This is a genomic window from Rhodococcus sp. 14C212 (assembly GCF_011058195.1).
Lineage (GTDB): Bacteria > Actinomycetota > Actinomycetes > Mycobacteriales > Mycobacteriaceae > Rhodococcus > Rhodococcus aetherivorans.
The window spans coordinates 1-22,031 of record NZ_JAALEH010000007.1; the positions used below are offsets into that span (position 1 = coordinate 1).

26 protein-coding genes and 1 pseudogene are annotated in these 22,031 nt (G+C 69.5%); 22 read left to right on the forward strand and 5 right to left on the reverse strand.

Annotation, left to right across the window (positions count from 1 at the left end):
* Both G6038_RS31140 and G6038_RS05325 read left to right on the forward strand, forming a co-directional pair.
* Nucleotides 1-100 (forward strand): annotated as a pseudogene (locus G6038_RS31140) (hypothetical protein); the annotation flags it as partial.
* Complete coding sequence (locus tag G6038_RS05325; RefSeq protein ID WP_165036317.1) at nucleotides 97-612, forward strand: TIGR04338 family metallohydrolase; 516 nt, start codon at nucleotides 97-99, stop codon at nucleotides 610-612. The pseudogene G6038_RS31140 and the gene G6038_RS05325, both read left to right, overlap by 4 nt.
* A gap of 26 nt (nucleotides 613-638) precedes the next feature.
* Here the strand turns inward: G6038_RS05325 and G6038_RS05330 are convergent, their stop codons facing one another.
* Nucleotides 639-860, reverse strand: coding sequence for a CsbD family protein (locus G6038_RS05330; protein ID WP_165036319.1), 222 nt, complete (start codon nucleotides 858-860; stop codon nucleotides 639-641).
* Between the two features lie 293 nt (nucleotides 861-1,153).
* Between G6038_RS05330 and G6038_RS05335 the strand changes: the two genes are divergently transcribed.
* The 10 genes from G6038_RS05335 to G6038_RS05380 are packed head-to-tail and all read left to right on the forward strand — an operon-like array spanning nucleotide 1,154 to nucleotide 6,612.
* A complete protein-coding gene (locus G6038_RS05335) occupies nucleotides 1,154-1,891 on the forward strand; it encodes a hypothetical protein (RefSeq protein ID WP_165036321.1) in 738 nt (245 codons plus the stop codon).
* 5 nt (nucleotides 1,892-1,896) lie between these two features.
* Nucleotides 1,897-3,114, forward strand: coding sequence for an SRPBCC family protein (locus G6038_RS05340; RefSeq protein WP_165036323.1), 1,218 nt, complete (start codon nucleotides 1,897-1,899; stop codon nucleotides 3,112-3,114).
* Complete coding sequence (gvpJ, locus tag G6038_RS05345; RefSeq protein WP_165036325.1) at nucleotides 3,111-3,527, forward strand: gas vesicle protein GvpJ; 417 nt, start codon at nucleotides 3,111-3,113, stop codon at nucleotides 3,525-3,527. The genes G6038_RS05340 and gvpJ overlap by 4 nt, the downstream gene beginning before the upstream one ends.
* Entirely contained in the window at nucleotides 3,527-4,324 is a 798-nt protein-coding gene (locus G6038_RS05350; RefSeq protein ID WP_165036327.1) for a GvpL/GvpF family gas vesicle protein, read from the forward strand. Before gvpJ ends, G6038_RS05350 begins: the two co-directional genes overlap by 1 nt.
* A 3-nt stretch (nucleotides 4,325-4,327) precedes the next feature.
* The gene (locus G6038_RS05355) at nucleotides 4,328-4,594 is read left to right on the forward strand and encodes a gas vesicle protein GvpG (protein ID WP_165036329.1); all 267 of its coding nucleotides are present in this window, start codon (nucleotides 4,328-4,330) and stop codon (nucleotides 4,592-4,594) included.
* On the forward strand, nucleotides 4,591-4,929 hold the full coding sequence (gvpO, locus tag G6038_RS05360) for a gas vesicle protein (protein WP_165036331.1): 339 nt from the start codon (nucleotides 4,591-4,593) through the stop codon (nucleotides 4,927-4,929). The genes G6038_RS05355 and gvpO overlap by 4 nt, the downstream gene beginning before the upstream one ends.
* The gene (locus G6038_RS05365; RefSeq protein ID WP_165036334.1) at nucleotides 4,926-5,315 is read left to right on the forward strand and encodes a gas vesicle protein; all 390 of its coding nucleotides are present in this window, start codon (nucleotides 4,926-4,928) and stop codon (nucleotides 5,313-5,315) included. The genes gvpO and G6038_RS05365 overlap by 4 nt, the downstream gene beginning before the upstream one ends.
* On the forward strand, nucleotides 5,308-6,096 hold the full coding sequence (locus tag G6038_RS05370) for a GvpL/GvpF family gas vesicle protein (RefSeq protein WP_165036336.1): 789 nt from the start codon (nucleotides 5,308-5,310) through the stop codon (nucleotides 6,094-6,096). Before G6038_RS05365 ends, G6038_RS05370 begins: the two co-directional genes overlap by 8 nt.
* A complete protein-coding gene (locus G6038_RS05375; RefSeq protein WP_165036337.1) occupies nucleotides 6,093-6,326 on the forward strand; it encodes a gas vesicle protein in 234 nt (77 codons plus the stop codon). Before G6038_RS05370 ends, G6038_RS05375 begins: the two co-directional genes overlap by 4 nt.
* Complete coding sequence (locus tag G6038_RS05380) at nucleotides 6,319-6,612, forward strand: gas vesicle protein K (RefSeq protein WP_072636705.1); 294 nt, start codon at nucleotides 6,319-6,321, stop codon at nucleotides 6,610-6,612. Before G6038_RS05375 ends, G6038_RS05380 begins: the two co-directional genes overlap by 8 nt.
* Before the next feature lie 11 nt (nucleotides 6,613-6,623).
* On the opposite strand, the gene G6038_RS05385 is transcribed toward G6038_RS05380, so the two are convergent.
* Complete coding sequence (locus tag G6038_RS05385) at nucleotides 6,624-7,760, reverse strand: acyl-CoA dehydrogenase family protein (protein WP_165036339.1); 1,137 nt, start codon at nucleotides 7,758-7,760, stop codon at nucleotides 6,624-6,626.
* A 9-nt stretch (nucleotides 7,761-7,769) separates the two neighbouring features.
* A complete protein-coding gene (locus G6038_RS05390; RefSeq protein ID WP_165036341.1) occupies nucleotides 7,770-8,942 on the reverse strand; it encodes an acyl-CoA dehydrogenase family protein in 1,173 nt (390 codons plus the stop codon).
* 200 nt (nucleotides 8,943-9,142) lie between these two features.
* Here G6038_RS05390 and G6038_RS05395 point away from each other — a divergent pair, with 200 nt between their 5' ends.
* On the forward strand, nucleotides 9,143-9,781 hold the full coding sequence (locus tag G6038_RS05395) for a TetR/AcrR family transcriptional regulator (RefSeq protein WP_165036343.1): 639 nt from the start codon (nucleotides 9,143-9,145) through the stop codon (nucleotides 9,779-9,781).
* Between the two features lie 7 nt (nucleotides 9,782-9,788).
* Here G6038_RS05395 and G6038_RS05400 read toward each other — a convergent pair whose 3' ends face one another.
* Nucleotides 9,789-10,265: a nitroreductase family deazaflavin-dependent oxidoreductase gene (locus G6038_RS05400; RefSeq protein WP_165036345.1), complete on the reverse strand. Its 477-nt coding sequence runs from the start codon at nucleotides 10,263-10,265 to the stop codon at nucleotides 9,789-9,791.
* A gap of 92 nt (nucleotides 10,266-10,357) precedes the next feature.
* On the opposite strand from G6038_RS05400, the gene G6038_RS05405 reads away from it, so the two are divergent.
* The 6 genes from G6038_RS05405 (at nucleotide 10,358) to G6038_RS05430 (ending at nucleotide 17,595) form a co-directional block, all read left to right on the forward strand.
* Nucleotides 10,358-11,152, forward strand: a complete 795-nt coding sequence (locus G6038_RS05405; protein ID WP_165036347.1) for an LLM class F420-dependent oxidoreductase — start codon at nucleotides 10,358-10,360, stop codon at nucleotides 11,150-11,152.
* Nucleotides 11,153-11,288: 136 nt separating this feature from the next.
* A complete protein-coding gene (locus G6038_RS05410) occupies nucleotides 11,289-12,515 on the forward strand; it encodes an acetyl-CoA acetyltransferase (protein WP_165036349.1) in 1,227 nt (408 codons plus the stop codon).
* Nucleotides 12,516-12,525: 10 nt separating this feature from the next.
* Complete coding sequence (locus G6038_RS05415) at nucleotides 12,526-14,043, forward strand: carotenoid oxygenase family protein (protein ID WP_165036351.1); 1,518 nt, start codon at nucleotides 12,526-12,528, stop codon at nucleotides 14,041-14,043.
* A gap of 10 nt (nucleotides 14,044-14,053) precedes the next feature.
* Nucleotides 14,054-14,995 carry a helix-turn-helix domain-containing protein gene (locus G6038_RS05420; RefSeq protein WP_206024317.1) on the forward strand — a complete coding sequence of 314 codons (942 nt, stop codon included), beginning with the start codon at nucleotides 14,054-14,056 and terminating at the stop codon, nucleotides 14,993-14,995.
* Between the two features lie 50 nt (nucleotides 14,996-15,045).
* Nucleotides 15,046-16,848: an ABC transporter substrate-binding protein/permease gene (locus G6038_RS05425; RefSeq protein ID WP_165036353.1), complete on the forward strand. Its 1,803-nt coding sequence runs from the start codon at nucleotides 15,046-15,048 to the stop codon at nucleotides 16,846-16,848.
* A gap of 3 nt (nucleotides 16,849-16,851) precedes the next feature.
* Nucleotides 16,852-17,595, forward strand: coding sequence for an amino acid ABC transporter ATP-binding protein (locus G6038_RS05430; protein WP_165036355.1), 744 nt, complete (start codon nucleotides 16,852-16,854; stop codon nucleotides 17,593-17,595).
* Nucleotides 17,596-17,665: 70 nt separating this feature from the next.
* Here the strand turns inward: G6038_RS05430 and G6038_RS05435 are convergent, their stop codons facing one another.
* Complete coding sequence (locus tag G6038_RS05435; protein WP_165036357.1) at nucleotides 17,666-18,292, reverse strand: TetR/AcrR family transcriptional regulator; 627 nt, start codon at nucleotides 18,290-18,292, stop codon at nucleotides 17,666-17,668.
* 152 nt (nucleotides 18,293-18,444) lie between these two features.
* Between G6038_RS05435 and G6038_RS05440 the strand changes: the two genes are divergently transcribed.
* Genes G6038_RS05440 through G6038_RS05450 form a run of 3 tightly spaced genes read left to right on the forward strand, consistent with a single transcriptional unit; the run spans nucleotide 18,445 to nucleotide 21,907 of the window.
* Entirely contained in the window at nucleotides 18,445-20,043 is a 1,599-nt protein-coding gene (locus G6038_RS05440; protein ID WP_165036358.1) for a bifunctional 3-(3-hydroxy-phenyl)propionate/3-hydroxycinnamic acid hydroxylase, read from the forward strand.
* The gene (locus tag G6038_RS05445; protein WP_165036360.1) at nucleotides 20,040-20,903 is read left to right on the forward strand and encodes an alpha/beta hydrolase; all 864 of its coding nucleotides are present in this window, start codon (nucleotides 20,040-20,042) and stop codon (nucleotides 20,901-20,903) included. Before G6038_RS05440 ends, G6038_RS05445 begins: the two co-directional genes overlap by 4 nt.
* Nucleotides 20,900-21,907 carry a VOC family protein gene (locus G6038_RS05450; RefSeq protein ID WP_165036362.1) on the forward strand — a complete coding sequence of 336 codons (1,008 nt, stop codon included), beginning with the start codon at nucleotides 20,900-20,902 and terminating at the stop codon, nucleotides 21,905-21,907. The genes G6038_RS05445 and G6038_RS05450 overlap by 4 nt, the downstream gene beginning before the upstream one ends.
* Nucleotides 21,908-22,031: the final 124 nt, after the last annotated feature.

A 22,031-nucleotide genomic window follows, 5' to 3' on the forward strand; every position in this document is an offset into this window, starting at 1 on the left:
TTCGTCCGACGCCCGTCGCGCGGGGGACCGGGCGGGACGGCAGGCGCGCCTGGGAACGGCCCCGGAACTGCCGGGCCCGGCCCGGAGGTTGCCGCGGTGACCCGCCTGCGCGACACCCAGAGGACCGCCGTCTACGAGGCGGAGTCCTTGGTGCGCAAGATGTTCGACCGCGCCGACGAGCGCGGTCTCCGAGTGGTGGAGCTGGCCGGGTCGCAGGTGACCCTGCCGGTGGAGCGGCGCTTCGCCTCCATCGATTCCGTCCAGGCGTACGTGGACTCGGTGCTGGAGCTGAACTGGGTGCGAGCCCGCTGGCCGCGGGCGTCGGTGCGGGTGCGCGTCCGGGCACGCGCCGGCCATGCCGCCGCTCACTACGAAAGCGATTGCGCCACAATCGCGCTCCCGGAGCACCGCGCGAACACCGCATGGGCGTTCCGCGAGCTGGTGGTGCTGCACGAGCTGGCGCACCATCTGGACGCGTCCGATCCGGACGATCCGGCGGAGCCGCCGCACGGACCCGCGTTCGTCGACCGGTTCCTGACCCTGGTCGGCGAGATCATCGGGCCCGAGGCGGCGTTCGCCCTGCGCGCCTGCGGCTTCGCCGCCTGCGAGTAACGCCCGCCGGCGGCGCGCCGGAAGGCTCAGCGGAGATCGGAACGATGTGACCTGTTCTTGAATCGCCCTTGGGCATTCCTTACCGCGTGGGTGAGGTTGTCGCCGAACCGCTTGACGCGCCCGGAGACCTGGCCGCGCCTGCCCACGCTCTGCAGGTTCTTGTTGCCGGTCCGCTTGCCCAGGTTGTACCGGGTCCTGCCGACCACTTCCTCGGCCTTGTGCATCACCTTGTTGGCGAGGCGAGCCATGGTGCCCTCCTTAGCATTTCTGCGGGGACGGAGTCGCCCTCCGTCGAGGGCCGTCATACCCGGGAGGTGGCACCGGGAAACACCTTCGGGACATACCGATCGGTCCTTTATCACACCCGGGTTGTGACGCAGGTGCATTCCTGTTGATCGTCAGCGAACCGATGTTTGGAATGCGTAGTGTGGGCTACACCACATTCGAACCGCACCGCGGGCCCGCCGCACCGGACCAGACACCGTGCGCAGCCGGGAACCTGCCCGCAACCGCGGCCACTTGCAGGCGAAGGAGAATGGTCATGAAAGGTGGGGCACGAGTCGCCGCCGGGGTGAGTATCGGATACTTCCTCGGTCGCACGCACAAGATGCGGCTGGCGTTGATGCTCGCGGGGGCAGGCCTGACGGGACGCCTGCCCAGCAACCCGCAGGACATCCTCAAGCGTGGGGCCTCGATGGTCGGGTCCTCCCCGGAACTCGTCAAGATCACCGATTCGGTTCGCAGCGAACTGATGACCGCCGCCCGCGCGGCCGCGGTCACCGCCGCGAGCAACCGGATCGATTCGCTCAACGACCGGCTCCAGCAGCGCGCCGCCGGACGTTCCAAGGCTGCCGAGGAGGAGCCGGAGGAAGAGGAGTACGCCGGCGAGGAGCCCGAAGACGAGTACGCCGAAGGCGAATACGAGGAGGAACCGGGCGAGGAGTCCGCCGAGGAGGAGGAGGAGGAGTACCCGGAGGAAGCCGAAGAGGAAGAAGCCGAAGAGGAGGAGGCCCCGGAGGAGGAAGAGGGCGCTCCGGAAGAAGTCGAGGAGGAAGAAGCCGAGGAAGAGGCCCCGAAGCCGGCGCGGCGTCGGCCGGCCGCCCGACGGCGCACCGCGGAATCCGCGAGCCGTCCCAAGGCATCCCGGGCCAAGTCGAAGCCGCAGGAACCGGAGGAGTCCGGCGACGAGGACGAGGAGCCGTCGAAGCCCCGGCGACGCAGCACCCGCGCTGAGGCGTCCGCCACCGGACGCGCGCCGGTCCGGCGCACGAGGAAGTGAGTCCGATGACGCGATCACTCGGAGATGCCACCCGCCGGCTGGGCAAGACCGCCACGGAGACGGTCGGCAAGGCCGGCAAGACCGCCGCCGGCACCGCGGGACAGGCCGGTAAGACAGCCACCGGGGCGGCCGGAAGCGCCGGCAAGGCGGTGCAGGACCTCTCACCCACCAAGCACCTGCAGAAGTCGTTGCAGGGCCTGGCCGGGACGTTTGCCGAGCGGACCCTGTCGACGGTCTCCGACAAGGTGACCGGGACTGCCGGGCGCCTCAACGACTACGCCGAGGGCCGGGGCGGCAACCTGATGAGCGCCGTGACCGGGGGTAAAAAGAGCGCGGAGGGCGAGTCGTCCGTCAAGTCCGCCATGAGCAGCGGCCTGGAGAACATCAAGCAGACCGCCAAGGACAAGTTCGACGACGTCAAGGAATCCCTCGGTGGAGGCGGCAAAGGCAAGGGCGGCGGCGGCAAGAAGATCAAGCTCACCAACATCGTCGAGCAGATCGACGTCGGCGTCCCGATCGGACTTGCCTACGACATGTGGACCCAGTTCGCGGACTGGCCGAAGTTCATGAAGAAGGTCGAGCAGGTCGAGCAGGCCTCCGACGAGAAGCTGCAGTGGACCGGGAAGGTCTTCTGGTCGCGACGGACATGGGAATCGACGATTCTCGAGCAGGTTCCGTTCGACCGGATCGTGTGGCGCTCGAAGGGCGGCAAGGGCTACATCGACGGGGCGGTGACCTTCCATGAGCTCACCGACAACCTGACCCGGATCATCATGGTGCTCGAGTACCACCCTCGGGGACTGTTCGAGAAGACGGCCAATCTGTGGCGGGCCGTGGGGCGACGAGCACGACTGGAGCTCAAGCACTTCGAACGCCATGTGATGACCGAGGCCGTCCTGCACGCCGAGGATATCCAGGGCTGGCACGGCGAGATCCGCGAGAGCGAGGTCGTCAAGGACGACGAGACCGCCCGGCGCGAAGAGGAGGAACAGGAGCAGGAGGACCAGGAGCAGGACGTCGGAGACGAAGGCTCCGAGGACGAGCTCCCCGAGGACGAGAACGAGTCCGCGGACGAAGACGAGGACGAGCTCCCCGAGGATCAGGACGAGGAAGACGAAGGCCTGCAGGACGAGGCCGACGAGGAGCCGGAGGAGGAACCCGCACCCTCACGGCGACGGCGCGCGGGCGCAGGCAAGGGCGCCAGGCGAGGAGCACGCACATGACCATCCAACCCGCCGGCGGCGGGGGCAGCGGAGGTGGTGGCGGCGGCACGATGGCCCGCCCCAACTCCTCCGGTCTGGCCGACGTCATCGACACCATCCTGGACAAGGGACTCGTCATCGACGCGTTCGTGCGGGTGTCGCTGGTGGGCATCGAACTGCTGACCATCGACGCACGCATCGTGGTGGCCAGTGTCGACACCTACCTGCGGTTCGCCGAGGCGGTGAACCGGCTCGAGATCTCGCAGAACGAACCGAAGGGCCTGCCCGACCTCGTTGGTGACATCACCCAGGGCGGTGCTAAGCACAAAACCAAGGGCGCACTCGAGGCCGCGGGTGAGAAGGTCATGGACTTCCTCGGCGACGTCGAGGACAAGCGGGAGACGGCAAGCCGACCGAAGAGAAGGGGGGATTGATGTCCACCGATCAGGCCGCAGAGGCACCCGAGAGCGAAAGCGGGCAGAGCACCGCGATGTACGTGTACGGCATCGTGCCGGCCGACGTGGAGCCCGAGGAGCACGCGAAGGGCGTGGGAAAACCCCAGAGCGACGTTGCGGTGGTGCGCCACGGCGACATCGCCGCGCTGGTCAGCGAGATCTCGGTCGGCCGGCCGCTCGGCACGCCCGACGACTTGAAGGCGCACGCGGAACTGCTGGACGGTTCCGCGGCGGTCGTGCCCGTGCTGCCGCTGCGATTCGGGGCGGTGATGACGGATGCAGAGGCGGTGGAGAAGGAACTGCTCGAGGAGAACCACGACGAGCTGAAGGCAGCCCTGGACGAACTCGAGGGGCGGGCGCAGTTCGTGATCAAGGGCCGCTACGTCGAGAACGCGGTCCTGCGTGAGGTGCTCGACGAGAACTCCGAGGCCGCCCGGCTGCGCGACGAGATCCGCGACAAGCCGGAGGACGCCACCCGCGACGCCCGCATGGCTCTCGGGGAGATCATCAACCAGGCGATCGAGACCAAACGCGCCGAGGACACCCGCCGGGTGATCGACGCCCTCGAGGCCCTCGAGCCCATGGTCAACGAGCGGCAACCCACCCACGAGGAGGACGCGGCCCACATCGCCGTCCTCGTCGAGCTCGGCCGTCAGGACGAGCTCGAGGAGGCGGTGGGTTCGCTCGCGCAGGAGTGGGACGGCCGGGTCGAGATGACGCTGCTGGGCCCGATGGCGGCCTACGACTTCGTGATGAAACGGGAACCGGAGGGCTGACGCATGGGACTGATCTCGTCCATCTTCTTGTTGCCGCTCGCGCCGGTCAAAGGCGTGCTCTGGCTCGGCGAAGTCATCCAGGACCAGGTCGAGCAGACGCTCCACGACCCGGCGACCATTCGGAGGGAACTCGAGGAGATCGACGAGGCGGCGGCGGCCGGTCACTTGTCGGAGGAGGAGCAGGAGGCGGCCCAGCAGGCCGTCCTGGACCGCATGATCCGGCCGGGTGGTGGCAGGACGCCCGCCGCCGGGGGGAGTGAGAACCCGTGAGTGGCAAGGCGACGCCCGAGGATTCCGACGACGTCCAAGCGTCGGAACCGGGTCAACCACCTGCACTGACGGCAGGCGAGGCCGCCGCAGCCGCCCTCGAGCACCTCGTGGAGCTGACCTCGAAGGAGCCGCAGGGGGCCACCTCGGTGGAGCCGGCCGATCACGGCTGGACGGTGGAGATCGAGGTGCTCGAGGATCGGCGCATCCCGTCGTCGGCGGACATGCTGGCCCTCTACGAGGTGGAGATCGACCTCGACGGAAACCTCCTGGCGTACCGCAGGACCAAGCGCTACGGCCGCGGCAGCAGCGACATCGGCGAAAGGGACCGGCGATGACTGTGATGGGGGGCAGCTCGTCGCCGCAGCCGTACGGGGGCGGTCACCAGTCGACGAACCTCGGCGACATCCTCGAGCGGGTCCTCGACAAGGGCCTGGTGATCGCCGGCGACATCCAGGTGAATCTGCTCGACATCGAGTTGCTCACCATCAAACTGCGGTTGGTGATCGCCTCGCTCGAGACGGCGAAGGCCGTGGGCATCGACTGGTGGGAGTCGGATCCGTGGCTCAGCAGCAAGGCCCGCAACCGCGAGATCGACCGGGAGGACGACAAGCTGGAACTCGAGAACCGGCGGCTGCGCGAGCGGATCGCCGAACTCGAGTCCGGGCAGGGCCGCCGCGAGGCCGTCGAGAGCGCGCGTGTGGAAGAGGAGGATCGTGACTGACGGAACCGGAGTGTGGTTGTACGCCGTGACGGACGACGGGCTCGCCGAGAAGGACCTCGGCGAGCTCACCGGCGTCGCGGGAGAAGCGGTGCGCGCCGTGACCGCCGGGGGCCACGCCGCCGTCGTGGGCTCGGTGCCGCTCGAGGTGTTCGGGGAGGAGCCGTTGCGGCACCACCTCGAGGACCTGCAGTGGCTCGAGGCGACGGCCCGGGCGCACGACGCCGTGGTGTCCGCTCTCGTGCGGCGGGGTGCGGCGATCCCGCTGCGCCTGGCCACCGTCTATCTCGACGACGCCCGCGTGCGCGATCTGCTGGACGAGCGGCGTGCGGACTTCGAGTCGGCGCTGGCCCTCGTGACCGGCCGCACGGAGTGGGGGGTCAAGGCGTACGGCGACCGGCAGGCCCTCGCCGACGCGGTGGCGGAGGCACAGATCGCGGTCAGCGCCAAGGGATCCGGTACGGCGTATCTGCTCCGTCGCCGCGCCCAGCTGTCCGCGCAGGAGTCCGTCGAGCGCGACGCCGCGGCCCGCGCCGACGAGATCCACTCCCGGTTGGTGCGGCAGGCCGCCGCGGGCCGGCGTCAGGCCGCGACGGATCCGGCGCTGAGCGGCCGGCGGGACTGGATGGTGCTCAACGGCACCTACCTGGTGGACGACGACCGCGCGGACGAGTTCGCCACGACGGTCGAGGAACTCGGCATGCAGTATCCCGGGATCCGGCTCGAGCTGACCGGGCCGTGGCCGCCGTATTCGTTCGCCGGCGTGGAGCGGACCTCCACATGAATCACGTCAGCGAGAGCGCCGACGGCGAGCGCCGCATCGCCCTCGTCGACCTGCTGGACCGCGTGCTCGCCGGCGGGGTCGTCATCACCGGCGACATCAAGCTGTCCATCGCGGACGTCGACATGGTGCAGATCTCGCTGCGTGCCCTGATCTCGTCCATCAGTACGCTGTCGGCCACCGGGCTCGAGCCGCCCGTCCCCCGCGACGCCCTGGAGGCGCCGGATGAGTGAATTCGACGGCATTTCACCGCGTATCGACTCGGATCCCGAGTCGGTCGAGCGCGGGCTGGTCACGCTCGTCCTCACCCTCGTGGAGCTGCTGCGGCAGCTGATGGAACGGCAGGCGTTGCGGCGCGTGGACGAGGGCGACCTGAGCGACGAGCAGATCGAGCGCATCGGCACCACCCTCATGCTGCTCGAGGAACGCATGGGGGAGTTGCGCGACCACTTCGGGCTCACCCCCGAGGATCTCAACATCGATCTCGGACCGCTGGGGACGCTGCTGCCCCGGGAGTGAGCCAGCGTCGCTCACATGCCGGCGACCTCGATGCGGTCGTGGTTCGCGACGGCCCCGGCGAGGATCCGCACGTGATCCTCCACGGTGCCGAGCGTGTGCTCGATCGCGGTGAGCCGGCTCACGTAGTGGCCGACCGGGTATTCGGCGGTGATGCCGATACCGCCGTGCATCTGGATCGCCTCCTGCCCGACCTTCCGAGCCGACCGGCCCACCTGCAGCTTGGCGCGCGACGCGATGGTCGGGTCGACGATGCCGTCGGCGAGTGCCATCGTGGCGTACAGGCTCATGCTCGACGCCAGTTCGAGCAGCACGTACATGTCGGCCGCGCGGTGGGTCAGGGCCTGGAAGCGGGCGAGGGGAGCGCCGAACTGCTTGCGCTGCTTGAGGTAATCGGTCGTCAGGCGCAGCGTCTCGGCCAGCGCCCCGACCGCCTCCGCGCACAGGGCGGCCTGGGCCCGTACCTGGGCGGCGGTGATCGCCGCCGCGGCGTCCACGGCCTCGCCGAGCGGCACGGCGGCGGCCGAGTCGAGGACGAGTTGCGCGGCGCGGCGCTCGTCGTGCGTGCGGTACCCGGTGCGGGTGACGCCGGCCGCGTCGGCGTCGACGAGGAACAGCCCGACACCGCCCTCGGGAAGGCGGGCGGACACGACGAACGTCTCGGCGCAATCCCCGTGCAGCACAGGGTTCTTGCGGCCGGTGAGGGCCCAGGAGTCGCCGGTGCGGGCGGCGCTCGTGGCGACCTCGGTGGCGGGCCACCGGCTGCCGGGCTCGTCGTGGGCGAACGCGAGCAGCAGCGCGCCTTCGGACAGCCGCGGCAGGAGGTCCGCGCGCTGCTCGTCGGTGCCGACCTCGGCGACGAGGCCGCCCGGCAGGAACACCGCGTTCAGCAGCGGTTCGGGGGCCAGGGCACGGCCGATCTCGCCCATGACGGCCATGATCTCCACCGGTCCGGCGCCCATTCCGCCGTGCTCCTCGGCGAACGGCAGGCCGAGCACGCCGAGTTCGGCGAGCTGACGCCACACGTCGGCGCTCCAGCCGCGGTCGGTGTCGGCGACCTTGTTACGGGTCTCGGTGTCGTAGGTGCCCGAGAGCACGTCGCGGACGGTCTTGCGGAGCAGGTCCTGTTCGGTATCGAGTTCGAAGTTCATGACAGTGGCTCACAATCCGAGGATGGAGGAGGCAATGATCGAGCGCTGCACCTCGCTCGACCCGCCGTAGATGGACACCTTGCGGTAGTTCAGGTAGGTCGGGGCGGTGCGCTGCGCCCACTCCGGCGCGTCGATGCCCTCGGCGCCGACGGGCAGCGAGTCGGGTCCGGCGATGTCGGTGAGCAGTTCGGTGACCGCCTGCTGCAGCTCCGAGCCGCGCAGCTTCAGCAGCGACGACGCCGGATTGGGCTTGCCGTCGGCGGACCCGGCGACCACCCGCAGCTGCGTGAGCTCGAGGGTGAGAAGCTCGTTCTCGAGCTCGGCGAGGCGCGCGGCGAACAGCGGATCGTCGAGCAGGGTGCCGGAGCCGGTACGGGTCTGCGCGGCGAACTGCTTGGCGCGGGCGAGCCGCACCTTGGTGGCGCCGACGCGGGCGATGCCGGTGCGTTCGTTGCCGAGCAGGAACTTCGCGTAGCTCCAGCCCGCGTTCTCCTCGCCGACCAGGTTCTCGGCGGGGACCCGCACGTTCTCGAAGAAAACCTCGTTGACCTCGTAGCTGCCGTCGACGAGTTTGATCGGGCGGACGGTCACGCCGGGGGTGTTCATGTCGATGAGCAGCATCGAGATGCCGGCCTGCTTCTTCGGCGCATCCGGGTCGGTGCGCACCAGGCAGAAGATCCAGTCGGCGTGCTGAGCAAGGGTGGTCCACGTCTTCTGGCCGTTGACGATGTAGTCGTCGCCGTCGCGCACCGCGCGGGTCTTGAGGGAGGCCAGATCGGAGCCGGCCTCGGGCTCCGAGAATCCCTGACACCACCAGATGTCGAGGTTCGCGGTGGCAGGCAGGAAACGCTCCTTGAGTTCCTGCGACCCGAAGTGCGCGATCACGGGTCCGATCATGGACGCGTTGAACGGCAGCGGATCGGGCACCGAGGCGAGCTGCATCTCGTCGAGCCAGATGTGGCGCTGCACCGGAGTCCAGTCCTTGCCGCCCCACTCGACGGGCCAGTTCGGCACCGCCAGACCCTTGGCGTTGAGGATCTGCTGACTCCGGACGACCTCGTCACGGTCCAGGTGCCGGCCGGCAGCCACTTTCTCTCGGAGCTCGGCGGGGAACTCGGTGGTGAAGAACGTGCGCAGTTCGTCGCGGAACGCGAGCTCTTCGTCGGTGAGCTTCAGGTTCATGGGGGCCTTCCGTCACGGTTGTGCCTGTGCGAGCGCAGCATGGAACCACGGTCCGATCCCGTTTTCACGCTGCATGATTCGCGGGGGATGGGGCTCGTTCACCCTGGTGCTGCGTACACCCGTACTGTAACTTGACACTGTTAGGTTGTCCAGGCCGGCCCCGGGACCGACCCCGGACCGACGCCGAGGAAGGAGCGCCGATGGCACGACCCCGTACCCCGCTGCTCAGCCGCCCGCTCATCCGCGAGACCGCCCTGCGCCTTGTCGACGCGCACGGACTCGACGAACTGTCCATGCGCAAGATCGCCGCCGAGCTCCATGTCAGCGCGCCGTCGCTCTACAGCCACTTCTCGAACAAGGACGAGCTGCTGGACGACATCGCCGACCAGGTCGGCGAGTCCGTCGACGTCAGCGGGTTCGACACCGACGACTGGCAGGAGGCGCTGCGCCGCTGGGCGAGGTCCTACCGCGCCGCTCTCGCCGAGCACCCGAACCTCGTACCGTTCCTCGCGCGCAGCCCGGGCCGGCGCGAGGTCGCCCTCGACCAGGCCAACGCCGTGCACGGCGGTCTGACCCGGGCCGGCTGGCCGCCACGGACCGCCACCCTGATCGGCGCGTCGATCAAGTACATCGTCGTCGGCTCGGCCATCGCCTCGTTCTCGGGCGGCTTCCTCGACGACCTCACCATCTACCGGGAGCGCTATCCCCATCTGTCCCAGGCGCACCGGCTGCGCGAGCACGCGGACGAGATCGACCGCGACGGCTTCGAGCTGGCGCTCGAGTCGTTCCTGCAGGGCCTGGCACAGCGGTTCGCGAGCCTCACCGGCGCGGACCGCTGACCCGGTCTCAGGTACGGCGCAACCGCACGAACCGCAGATGCCGGCCCGCCGCCCGGTAGTCGGCCTCGCTGCCGTCGACGTCGAAGCCCATGGCCGCGCACAACCGCGGCGCGACCTTAGGGTGCCGGCGCCCGTACCGCGCCATGAACTCCGCGGCGTCGTCGGGCGTCAGGAACTCGGCCGTGACCGCCACCTTCTCGCGCCCCGACTCGATCCGCGCCGCGGGATGTGCCCGCAGGTTGCGGTACCAGTCGGTCTGCTTCCCGAAGCCGACGGCCACGACGAATCCACCGGACGTGTCCTCGTGGTTCACCACCTCGAGCACCGTCTGCCGCGGCAGTCCGCTGCGCCGGCCGACGTGGTGCAGCAGCAGGAACCGGCGGCCCAGCGCCCGTCCCAGCCCGATCCGGTAGAGGTGGATCGGAGCGCGCAGGAATCGGCGGCGCAGTCCGGTCGGCGGTGCGGCGGGCTCGGTGATGCGCATTCCTTCACTGTGCGCCCGATCCGTCCGCTGCACCACCGGGACGCCCACCCGGATCGGCTGCGGGACCGGCGCGACGGCCCTACCGTTGATTCATGCACCGTCCCATTCGCATCGGTCTTCAACTCCAGCCCCAGCATCAGCCCGACTACGGGAAGATCCGCGACACCGTGCTCCGCGCCGAGGACGCCGGCGCCGACATCGTCTTCAACTGGGACCACTTCTATCCCCTCTCCGGGGACCCGGACGGCGCCCACTTCGAATGCTGGACGATGCTCGGCGCGTGGGCGGAACAGACCGAGCGCGTCGAGATCGGGGCGCTCGTCACCGGCGGCGGCTACCGCAATCCCGATCTGCTCGCCGACATGGCCCGCACCGTCGACCACATCAGCGGCGGCCGGCTCATCCTCGGCATCGGCGCCGGCTGGTTCGAGAAGGACTACGACGAGTACGGCTACGACTTCGGCACCAAGGGTGCCCGGCTGAAACTGCTCGGCGAATACCTGCCCCGGATCACCGCGCGGCTCGCGAAGCTCAACCCCCAGCCGACCCGGCACATCCCGCTGCTCATCGGCGGCGGCGGACCCCGCAAGACCATCCCACTGGTGGCGCAGTACGCCGACATCTGGCACAGCTTCGGGGACCTCGACACTCACAGGGAGAAGGCAGAGATCCTCGCGGCGCGCTGCGCCGACGCCGGCCGCCCACCGAACGAGGTCGAGCGGTCCGTGCCGTGGCCCGGAACCGAACACGCGGCCGCCTTCGTCGACGCGGGCGTCACCCTGTTCACCGTCGGTGTCGGCGGTCCGGACTACGACCCGACCGGCCTCCTCGAGGCCATCGGGTGGCGGGACGAGAACTCCGCGCCGCCACTGTCCGGGCTGGCCTGACCGCCGGCCCCGGCGCCGCGGCAACCGGGCGGTCCCGGACGGTTCTCGCTGTCCGCGCCCATGTTGTCGTTGCGTCCGCCTGGTCACTCTGTTTACTGTAGTTGAAACCACGTATGGTCGACCCCCGCGGAAGGCGGTGAGCGGCGTGAACCCTGAAGGCGTGTGGATCGCCGGTGGATACCAATCCGATTTCGCGCGGAACCTGACCCGGGAAGACCGGACCATCGCGGACCTCGTCGCCGAGACGGTGGCGGAAACGCTGCGTGACGCCCGCATCGACGCCGCCGACGTCGGGGTGATCCACGTCGGCAATGCCTTCGGACAGCTCTACACCGGACAGGGACACCTCGGCGGGATGCCGGCCTCCGTGCTGCCCGAACTGTGGGGTATCCCGGCCACCCGGCACGAGGGGGCCTGCGCGTCCGGCTCACTCGCCGTGCTCGCCGCGATGGCCGATCTCGAGTCCGGGCGCTACGACTGTGCCCTCGTGCTCGGCGTCGAACTCGAACGGTGCGTCCCCGGCGACGCCGGCACCCGGGTCATGGACGCCGCGGCGTGGGTGGGACAGGAAGGTGCCGATGCGAAGTACATGTGGCCGTACATGTTCGACAGGATCGCCGACGAGTACGACCGCCGCTACGGCCTCGACGACGAGCACCTGCGGGCGATCGCGGAACTGAACATCCGCAACGCGCGCGCCAATCCGAATGCGCAGACCCGGAACCGGGCCTACGGACCCGGGAGCTTCGGCCCGGACGAAACCGCCAATCCGGTGGTCGAGGGACGCCTCCGCAGGACCGACTGCAGTCCGCTGACGGACGGCGCCGCGGGCGTGGTGCTGCTGAGCAACCGCTACCTGAGCCGGCACCCACGCACCGTCGACGATATGGCCCGCATCCTCGGCTGGGGCCACCGCACGGTCGGACTGTCCTTGTCCGACAAGCTCGCCCGCGACGGCGACGATCCCCTCGTCATGCCGCACGTGCGCGCCACGATCGTCGACGCGTTCGAACGGAGCGGCATCGGCGGCGTCCGCGACCTCGACCTGATCGAAACCCACGACTGCTTCACGGTCAGCGAATACCTGGCCGTCGACCACTTCGGGATCACCGCCCCGGGCCGGAGCTGGCAGGCGATCGAGAACGGCGACCTCGAGATCGGTGGCCGCATCCCCATGAACCCCAGCGGTGGGCTCCTCGGCGGCGGGCATCCGGCCGGCGCCACCGGAGTCCGGATGCTGCTGGACTGCCACCGCCAGATCACCGGCCGCGCCGGCGAGTACCAGGTTCCCGGCGCCACGCGAGCCGCGACCCTGAACATCGGCGGAAGTACGACCACCACGGTCAGTTTCGTCGTCGGCTGAAAGGACATCCATGGAACTCGAGATTCTGGGACGGGCGCTGTCCACCCTGCCCGCGGACGACGACCACCCGTACCGCACCGGCCCGTGGCGCCCGCAGCACACGGAGCGGCGCGCCGACGACCTCGAGGTGATCGGCGACCTGCCGGCCGACCTCGACGGCGTGTACCTGCGCAACACCGAGAACCCGGCGCACCCGGCACTCGAAGGTCTCTATCATCCCTTCGACGGGGACGGCATGATTCACGTCGTCGGATTTCGCGACGGAAAAGCTTTCTACCGCAACAGGTTCGTGAAGACCGACGGTTTCCTGGCCGAGCAGGAGGCCGGTGGCCCGCTGTGGGCGGGCATCGCCGAACGTCCGCAGAACTCGATCCGCCCGGACGGCTGGGGCGCCCGCGGCCGCATGAAGGATGCCTCCAGCACGGACGTCACCGTGCATCGCGGCGTCGCCCTGACCAGTTTCTGGCAGTGCGGGGACCTCTACCGCCTCGACCCGACCACGCTCGAGACCCTCGGCAAGGCGACGTGGGACGGCCGATTCCCCTCCGACTGGGGCGTTTCCGCGCATCCCAAGGTCGACGCCCGCACCGGCGAGCTGCTGTTCTTCAACTACGGCACCGACGCCCCGTACCTGCACTACGGCGTGGTCGACGCCGACGATCGGCTGGTGCACTACGTCGACATCCCCCTGCCCGGGCCCCGCTTGCCCCACGACATGGCGTTCACCGAGAACTACGCGATCCTCAACGACTGTCCCCTGTTCTGGATCCCGGAGGCCCTCGCGCGCGGCAAGTACGTGCCGCGCTACCACCCCGACCTGCCGATGCGGCTCGGTGTGATTCCCCGGCGCGGCCGTCCGGACCAGATCACCTGGTTCGACGCCGACCCGACCTATGTGCTGCACTGGACCAACGCCTACGAAGACGGCGACGAGATCGTGCTCGAGGGATTTCATCAGGAGACACCGGAACCGCCGGACGACGGCACCGGACCGATCTACCGACGGCTGTTCCGTTCGCTGGCGCTCGACCGCATGGGCACCCACCTGCACCGCTGGCGGCTGAACCTGCGCACCGGCTCGCTCACCGAGGAGCGACTGTCCGAGTCCGTCACCGAGTTCGGGATGATCAATCCGCATCACGGCGGCGTCCGCCACCGCTACACCTACGCGGCGACGGGGGTGCCGGGCTGGTTCCTCTTCGACGGCCTCGTCAAACACGACGTGCTGACCGGGGCGGAGGAGCACTACTCGTTCGGCGAGGGCGTCTTCGGCAGCGAGACCGTGATGGCGCCCCGCACCGGGTCGGCCGCCGAGGACGACGGCTACCTGATCACGATCACCACCGACATGAACCGGGACCGGTCCGAATGCCTGGTCTTCGACGCGCGGCGACCGGGGGACGGACCGCTCGCCCGGATCGGACTCCCCGAACGGGTCTCGAGCGGCACCCACTCGACCTGGGCGGCGGGTTCGGACCTCCCGGGCTGGCGGGACGCGGACCGGGCAGGCGACGTGCTGAACCTATGATCAGCTGTCGATGGCAGGTTCCGGCACGGTCACCGAACTCGAGCCGGGCGGTGACAACGCGATCGCGGTCACCCTCGGCATCCTCGGCGACGAGTGGAACCTGTGGATTCTGCGGTATGCGTTGCAGGGCGACCGCCGATACCGGGACTGGATCGAGCGGGGGGCGATCTCCAACGCGGTGCTGACCGCGCGCCTGGTCCGCCTCACCGACGCGGAGCTCCTCGAGCGGGTGCAGTACCAGGAGCGGCCGGCTCGACACGAGTACCGGTTGACGGCCCGCGGCCACGGCGTGTGGCCGGTTCTGCTCACCATGTGGGCGTGGGAGCAGCAGTGGGCGCCCGATCACCGGGGACAGCTTCCGGCCAGGCGGCACACGGGCTGCGGCGCCCGGTTCACCCCGGTGCTCGTCTGCGGTCACTGCGAGCGGCCCGCCGGCGCATCCGACGTGGAGGCGCAGCTCGGCCCCAGCGGGCAGTGGCCGCGCAGCGTGCCGGCCGCGACCGGTCGCCGACGGTCCGGCCGTGCTCGCTCGCCGGAGATCCTGCCGCACACGATGGAACTGCTCGGCGACCGGTGGTCGGCGGCGTTGCTCGGGGCGGCGTTCCTCGGCGCCACCCGCTACGGGCAGTTCGCCGAGCGTATGGGTGCACCTCCGACGGTGGTGGCCGACCGGCTCCGGCGCTTCACCGAGCTGGGCGTGCTGCAGGAACTCCCCAATCCCGACCGCCCGGCGTGGGTGACCTACCACCTCACCGACAAGGGGCGCGCGTTCTTCCCCGTCGTCGCCTGCATGATCGACTGGGGGCTGCGCTGGTTCCGCGCACCGGAGGGACCGGCGATCGTCCTGCGCCACCGTCACTGCGGCCAGACCTTCACCCCCGCGCTGAGCTGCAGCCACTGCGGGGAGCGGCTGCGGGCCTCCACGGTCTCGATCGAACCCGCCGGCGGCTGACCCGCCCCGGCACACCCGTCGGACGGCGCGATTCGGATTAGGCTCCCACCATGCCCGAATCCGTGATGGCGAAACGGAGCACCGTGGCGGCGCTGCTCCTGGCGGTGCTCCTGGCGCTGACTGCGACGGCCTGCTCGTCGGGCGGGGATCGACCGTCGGCCCCCCAGGACCTGTGTTCCCCGCCCGGGGTCGCCGGGGCCTCCGCCGCACCGACCAATCTCGACACCTCGGCCGCCGCCGCGGAGGACCGCTACACCACCCCGGACGTGGTGCCGCTCGAGTCGATCGACGTTTCCGGCCTGAACCTCATCACCCCCGGTGTGCTCACCGTGGGCACGCTCTCCGACGCGCCGCCGAGCATCTGCGTGAACTCTCAGGGCGAGTTCACCGGCTACGACAACGAACTGCTGAAGGCCATTGCCGAGAAGCTCGGTCTCCGCGTGCAGTTCGTCGGCACCGAGTTCGCGGGCCTGCTCGCCCAGGTGGCCGGCCGGCGCTTCGACGTCGGCTCGTCGTCGATCACCACCACGGACGAACGTCGCCGGCTGGTCGGCTTCACCAACGGCTACGACTTCGGCTACTTCTCGCTGGTCGTGCAGAACGGCAGTCCCATCCGCGGTTTCGGCGACCTGAACGCGTCCACCCGCATCGGGGTCGTGCAGGGGACCGTCCAGGACGACTACGTCGTCAACACCCTGGGTCTCGATCCGGTGAAGTTCCCGGACTACAACACCGCGTACGCGAACCTGAAGACCGGCCAGATCGACGCGTGGGTGGCGCCGTCGCAGCAGGCCGAGGGCGCGATCGCGCCGGGCGATCCGACCTCGATCGTGCAGAACACGTTCAGCCTCAACAACTACGTCGGCTGGGCCGTGTCCCGGGAGAACCAGCCGCTGATCGACGCGCTCAACTCCGGGCTCGACGCCGTGATCGCCGACGGCACCTGGGCCGAGCTCTACACCGAATGGGTCCCCCGGGAACTGCCCGAGGGCTGGAAGCCCGGCAGCAGGGCCGCGCCGGAACCCGACCTGCCGGACTTCGCGGCGCTGGCCGCCGAAAACACCGGCAGCGGCGAGGAGCCGGCGGCCACGGCCCCGAAGTCCACGCTCGAACAGCTGCGCGAGACCTTCTTCTCGTGGGAGCTGTACCGGCACGCCTTCCCGGATCTGCTGAAGACCGGTCTGCCGAACACCCTGATCCTGGCGCTGACGTCCGGGCTCGCCGGCACGGTCCTCGGCATGCTCCTCGCCATGGCGGGGATATCGCGCACCCGCTGGCTGCGCTGGCCCGCCCGCGTCTACACCGACATCTTCCGTGGCCTGCCCGCGGTGGTGATCATCCTGCTCGTCGGCCTCGGACTCGGCCCGGTGGTGCAGGGCGCCACGGGCAACAACCCGTACTGGCTGGGCGCGGCGGCGCTGGCGCTGCTCGCGGCCGCATACATCGGCGAGATCTTCCGCTCCGGCATCCAGTCGGTCGAACCGGGGCAGATGGAGGCGGCGCGGGCCCTGGGCTTCAGCTACCGTCGCGCGCTGACGCTGGTGGTGATCCCGCAGGGCGTGCGGCGCGTGCTGCCCGCGCTGATGAACCAGTTCATCTCGCTCATCAAGGACTCGTCGCTCATCTACTTCCTCGGCCTGCTCGCCACCCAGCGGGAACTGTTCGCCGTCGGCCGCGACCTGAACGCGCAGACCGGCAACCTCTCCCCGCTCGTCGCGGCGGGCCTGTTCTACCTGATCCTCACCGTGCCGTTGACTCATCTCGTGAACTACATCGACCACCGCCTGCGCACCGGCCGGCCCGAGGCCACCCTCGACCCGCTCGAGCAGGAACTCGTCGTGGAGAGGGGCTGACCGATGCCGACCACCATCCGGGACAGCGTGTCCCTCACCGGGACCGGGCTGCACCTGGCCTTCGGCACCAACCGGGTGCTGCGCGGCGTGGACATCCACGTCGACGCCGGCAAGACCGTCACCGTCATCGGCCCGTCCGGTTCGGGCAAGTCGACCCTGCTGCGCGTGCTCAACCGGCTGCACGAACCCGACGCCGGCGACATCCTCCTCGACGACCGCTCGGTGCTGAAGGACAACCCCGACGAGCTGCGGCAGCGGATCGGGATGGTGTTCCAGCACTTCAACCTCTTCCCGCACAAGACGGTGGCCGAGAACATCGCGCTCGGCCCCCGCAAGCTCAAGGGGCTGTCGAAGGAGAAGGCCCGCGCGCTCGCCCTCGAACAACTCGACCTCGTCGGCCTGAAGCACAAGGCCGGCTCCCGTCCCGGCAACCTGTCCGGCGGACAGCAGCAGCGCGTCGCGATCGCCCGCGCCCTCGCGATGACCCCGCAGGTGATGTTCTTCGACGAGGCCACCTCGGCGCTCGACCCGGAACTCGTCAAGGGAGTACTCGCCCTGATGGCCGACCTCGCGTCCGGTGGCATGACGATGGTGGTCGTCACGCACGAGATGGGCTTCGCCCGCTCGGTGTCGGACACGGTGGTGTTCATGGACCACGGTGCGGTCGTGGAAGCCGGCCCACCCGAGGAACTGTTCGACGCCCCGAAGACCGAACGGCTGCAGCAGTTCCTGTCGCAGGTGTTGTAGGCCGCTCCGCGGCCGGTGCGTCCTTTGGGTTGTCCCAGCCGCCCGAAGGACACACCGGCGGTGCGCGAGGTCAGCCTCCTTCGGAAGTGCTCAATCGCACCGCCGCGTCGTAGAGCGAATGGGCGTGCAGTTCGAACAGGGCGACGAGATCGACGCTGTCGCCGCCGATCTCCTTGGCGATGAACAGGCCGTCGGCGCCGGCCATCGCGTACGTGGTCAGTAGGGCGACCGAGCCGTCCGACAGGCCGGGTGCGAGTTCGCGCATCGCGTCGACGAGGCGAAGGCGTGCCTGTTCGCGCACCTGCAGGAACATCGTGCGGGCGCTCGGCTCGACCGGGCGCCGCTCGAGGGTGAGCATCAGGCCCAGCCGCAGGAAGTCCGGTGAATCCAACAGCGTCTTCGCGACCTGCATCGCCAAGGTCGCGATGCGTTCGCGTGGGCTGTCGTCGTCGGGCACGGACCACCCGGACAGCCAGGCGCCGAAGCTGCGTTCGATCACCGCGGCGATCAGGTCGTCCTTGTCCTTGAAATGCCAGTAGATCGAGCTCGCGGGCAGACCGCACTTCTTGCTCACCAGCGCAATGCTGGTGCCCTCGTAGCCGCGCTCGGCGGCGACCTCCACGGCGGCGTCCAGGATGCGACGACGGGACTCCTCGCCGTTCGCGCGGCGCTGCCGGGTCCTCTTCTGCTCCTCCACGAGCGCTCCTCGGGTTGTGAAGGTGTGTATTGACTCACACTGCACGCCAGCTTACTGTAGTGACCACTACAGGAACAATCCCCTGATCTACGACGGCTCGGATTCCGCCCCCGCCGATCGACACGCTCCCCCGCTCGACGAGAGGTCTCGACGTGACCGACATCCCGCACTACGACGTCGCCGTCATCGGCTACGGCCCCACCGGCGTGACCGCCGCGAACCTCCTCGGTCAGACCGGCCTGAAAGTGCTTGTGATCGAGAGAGATCCGGATATCTATGGCAGGGCGAGGGCAATCTCCACCGACGAGGAGGTGCTGCGCATCTGGCAGCAGGTCGGCCTGGCGGACCGCCTGCAGGAGGACATGCTCGCCGGCGGCGCCGCTACCTTCGTCGACGCGAACGGCGCACCGTTCACAGAGCTCACACCGGTGTCCCACGGATCCGGTCACCCGCCTCAGCAGTTCATCTACCAGCCCGCACTCGAGAAGGTGCTGCGCGGCGGGGTCGAACGATTCCCCGACGTGGATATCCTGCTCGAGCACGAGTGCCTGCGGGTGCTCCAGGACGCGACCGGGGTCGAGCTGATGCTGGCCGACCTCCGGAACGACGTCTTCGAACGGGTCCGTGCGTCCTACGTGATCGCCGCAGACGGCGGCTCGAGCCCCACCCGTGCGCAGCTCGGAATCGGGTACGAGGGCCGGACCTACGGTGAGCGGTGGATCGTGATCGACACCAAGGTGCTGCAGGAGTGGCCGGGCCACGATCGGCTCCGGTTCCACTGCAACCCCGACCGCCCGACCGTGGACTGCCCCACACCGCTCGGACACCACCGGTGGGAGTTCCCGGTCCGCGACGACGAGGACGAGAACGAACTGGTCACCGAGGCGGCGATCTGGCGCGTACTCGGCAACCAGGGCATCACCGACACGCAGGTGAAGATTCTCCGCGCCGTCGTCTACAGCCATCACGTGCGGTTCGCCGATCGCTGGCGCGTGGGCCGGGTCTTCCTGGCGGGCGACGCCGCCCACGCGATGCCGCCGTGGATCGGCCAGGGCATGTCCGCCGGAGTGCGCGACGTGGCAAACCTGTGCTGGAAACTCGCCGCAGTGCTCGACGGCACCCTGCCCGAATCGATCCTCGACAGCTATCAACTGGAACGCCTGCCCCATGTGCGGGAGGTGACCGACCGCGCAGTCAAGGTCGGCCGGCTCATCACCCAGCGGCACCCTGCACTCGCGGCCGTGCGTGATCGGTTCTTCCGGATTGCCATGCGGGTACCGGGAATTCCCGATTGGCTACGGGACAATCGGTGGATCCCGGACGCCTTCTACCCCCGAGGTCTGCTGGCCGGCCCGAAGGCGGTCGCATCGGCAGCGGTGGGATGGCTCGTGCCGCAGCCGTGGATACTGGACGAGAAGGGCAGCCTCGAACGCCTCGACGACGTGCTCGGTGGGCGATGGACGATCCTGCATGTCGGCGCGCCGGACTCGTGGCCCGGCTGGCGCACCGCCGGCGTACCGACCGTGCGCCTGGCCGGTCCCGGCGCCGCCCCGGCCGCCGACACCGTCGTCGACACCAACGGCACCCTGATCCGGTGGATGCGCGCCAAGGGCGCCACCGTCCTGGCCCTGCGGCCGGACGGGGTCGTCTACGCCGCCGCCGGACCCGACACCAACCTGGCGCCGCCCCCGCCGGGAATGAAAGTCGCCCCATCCATTCGCCTTTCCGAGGAAACGGAGACCCTCGCATGACCCGCGCAGCGCTGACCGAACGCACTGTGACCGTCGCCGGCAAGGACATCTTCTTCGCCGAAACCGGAGAAGGGCCGGCGGTACTGCTGCTGCACGGCGGCGGGCCCGGCGCCTCCGGGGTGTCCAACTATTCCCGCAACATCGGCGAGCTCGCCCGGAAGTTCCGGGTGATCGTGCCGGACCTGCCCGGCTACGGGCGCTCGAGCAAGGGCGTCGACCGGTCCGATCCGTTCGGCTACCTCGCCGACAACATCCGCGGACTGCTCGACCGCCTGAACCTCGGCCGTGCCCACCTGGTCGGCAACTCCTACGGCGGCGCCTGCGCCCTCCGCCTGGCTCTCGACACCCCGGAGCGGGTCGAGAAGATGGTGCTCATGGGCCCCGGTGGCATCGGCACCACGCGCGCGCTGCCCACTCCGGGCCTGCAATCGCTGCTGTCGTACTACACCGGCGACGGTCCCTCACGCGACAAGCTCGAGAGCTTCATTCGCAAGTACCTGGTCTTCGACGGGGCCACCGTTCCCGCCGAGGTGATCGACGAACGCTACCGGTCGAGCATCGATCCGGCCGTGGTGGCCGATCCGCCGCTGCGCCGTCCCTCCGGACCCGGCGCCCTGCGCACGCTGTGGGGCATGGACTTCACCCGCGACCGGCGACTGCGCCGGCTCGCCACCCCCACGCTGGTCATCTGGGGCGCCGACGACAAGGTCAATCGCCCGAGCGGTGGCCGCATGCTGGCACACACCATGCCCAACTGCGACCTGCTGCTCGCCGCGACCACGGGACACTGGGTGCAGTGGGAACGCGCCGACTTCTTCAACGCCGTCACCACGGCCTTCCTCACCGGGAGCACCCGATGACCACCACGGACTCGCTGTTCGGCTCCGTCCACCTCGGTTACGTCGTCATCGAGACGAGCAAGTTCACCGACTGGCACCGCTTCGGCCGCGATGCAATCGGTCTGCACGCCGACCGGATTTCCGCCCAGGCCATGCGCTTTCGGCTCGACGACCACGAATGCCGGTTCCTGGTGCGCCGCGGCGGCGCGGAGGACGTCACCGCCCTGGGCTGGGAGATCGACGATCACGAATCGTTCGACCGGATCGTCGCCCGGGTGCGCGACCGCGGCGTCCCGGTCACCGAGGGCACCGACGAGGACGCGGCCCTGCGCGGCGTCGAACGCCTGCTGCGCTTCCCCGGGCCGAAGGACATCGACCAGGAGATCTTCACCCGCGCCCGCACCACCGCCACGCCCCTGGTGATGAGCAACGCCGGATTCGTCACCGGCGCATCGGGAATGGGGCACGTCGCGATCACCTCGACCCAGCCGCACACGCTGCACGGCTACTACGACACCGTCTTCGATGCCCGGCTCTCCGACTACATCGACGAAACCATCAGCGGTGCCAAACTCGCGATCCGCTTCCTGCGCGTCAACGAACGTCACCACTCGGTGGCGATCGCCGCCGTGCGCGATCTTCCCGTCGACCCGGTCCGCACCCGGATCCAACACCTGAACATCCAGGTCACCGAGCTCGACGACATGACCCGGTCCTACCAGCGTGTCAAGGAACTCGGCTTCGAGATGGCGCTCGGCGTCGGCCAGCATACGAACGATCGCGAGCTGTCCTACTACGCTCGCACGCCGTCCGGGTTCGAGTGGGAGGTCGGCTGGAATCCCATCGTGGTCGACGAATCCACCTGGGAGCCGACCACGCACCGCGGCATCAGCATCTGGGGCCACACCCCCGAAGGGCAGACCGTCGTCGACAAGCTGGCCCAGTTCAAGACGGCCGCACTGTCGCTGCGCCGCCCCGAGCGGACCGTCCCCGCGCTCAGCGGCGCCGGCATCGCCGACGACTGATCGCTCCTCGGTGGGGGTTGCGCGTCCGCGCGATTCCCGGTCAGTCGCGACAGCGAATCGAGTTCGCGGCTGCCTGGGCGGCGCGCGGATGCGCTGACACGGCGGGCTCACCGCCCGTTCACCT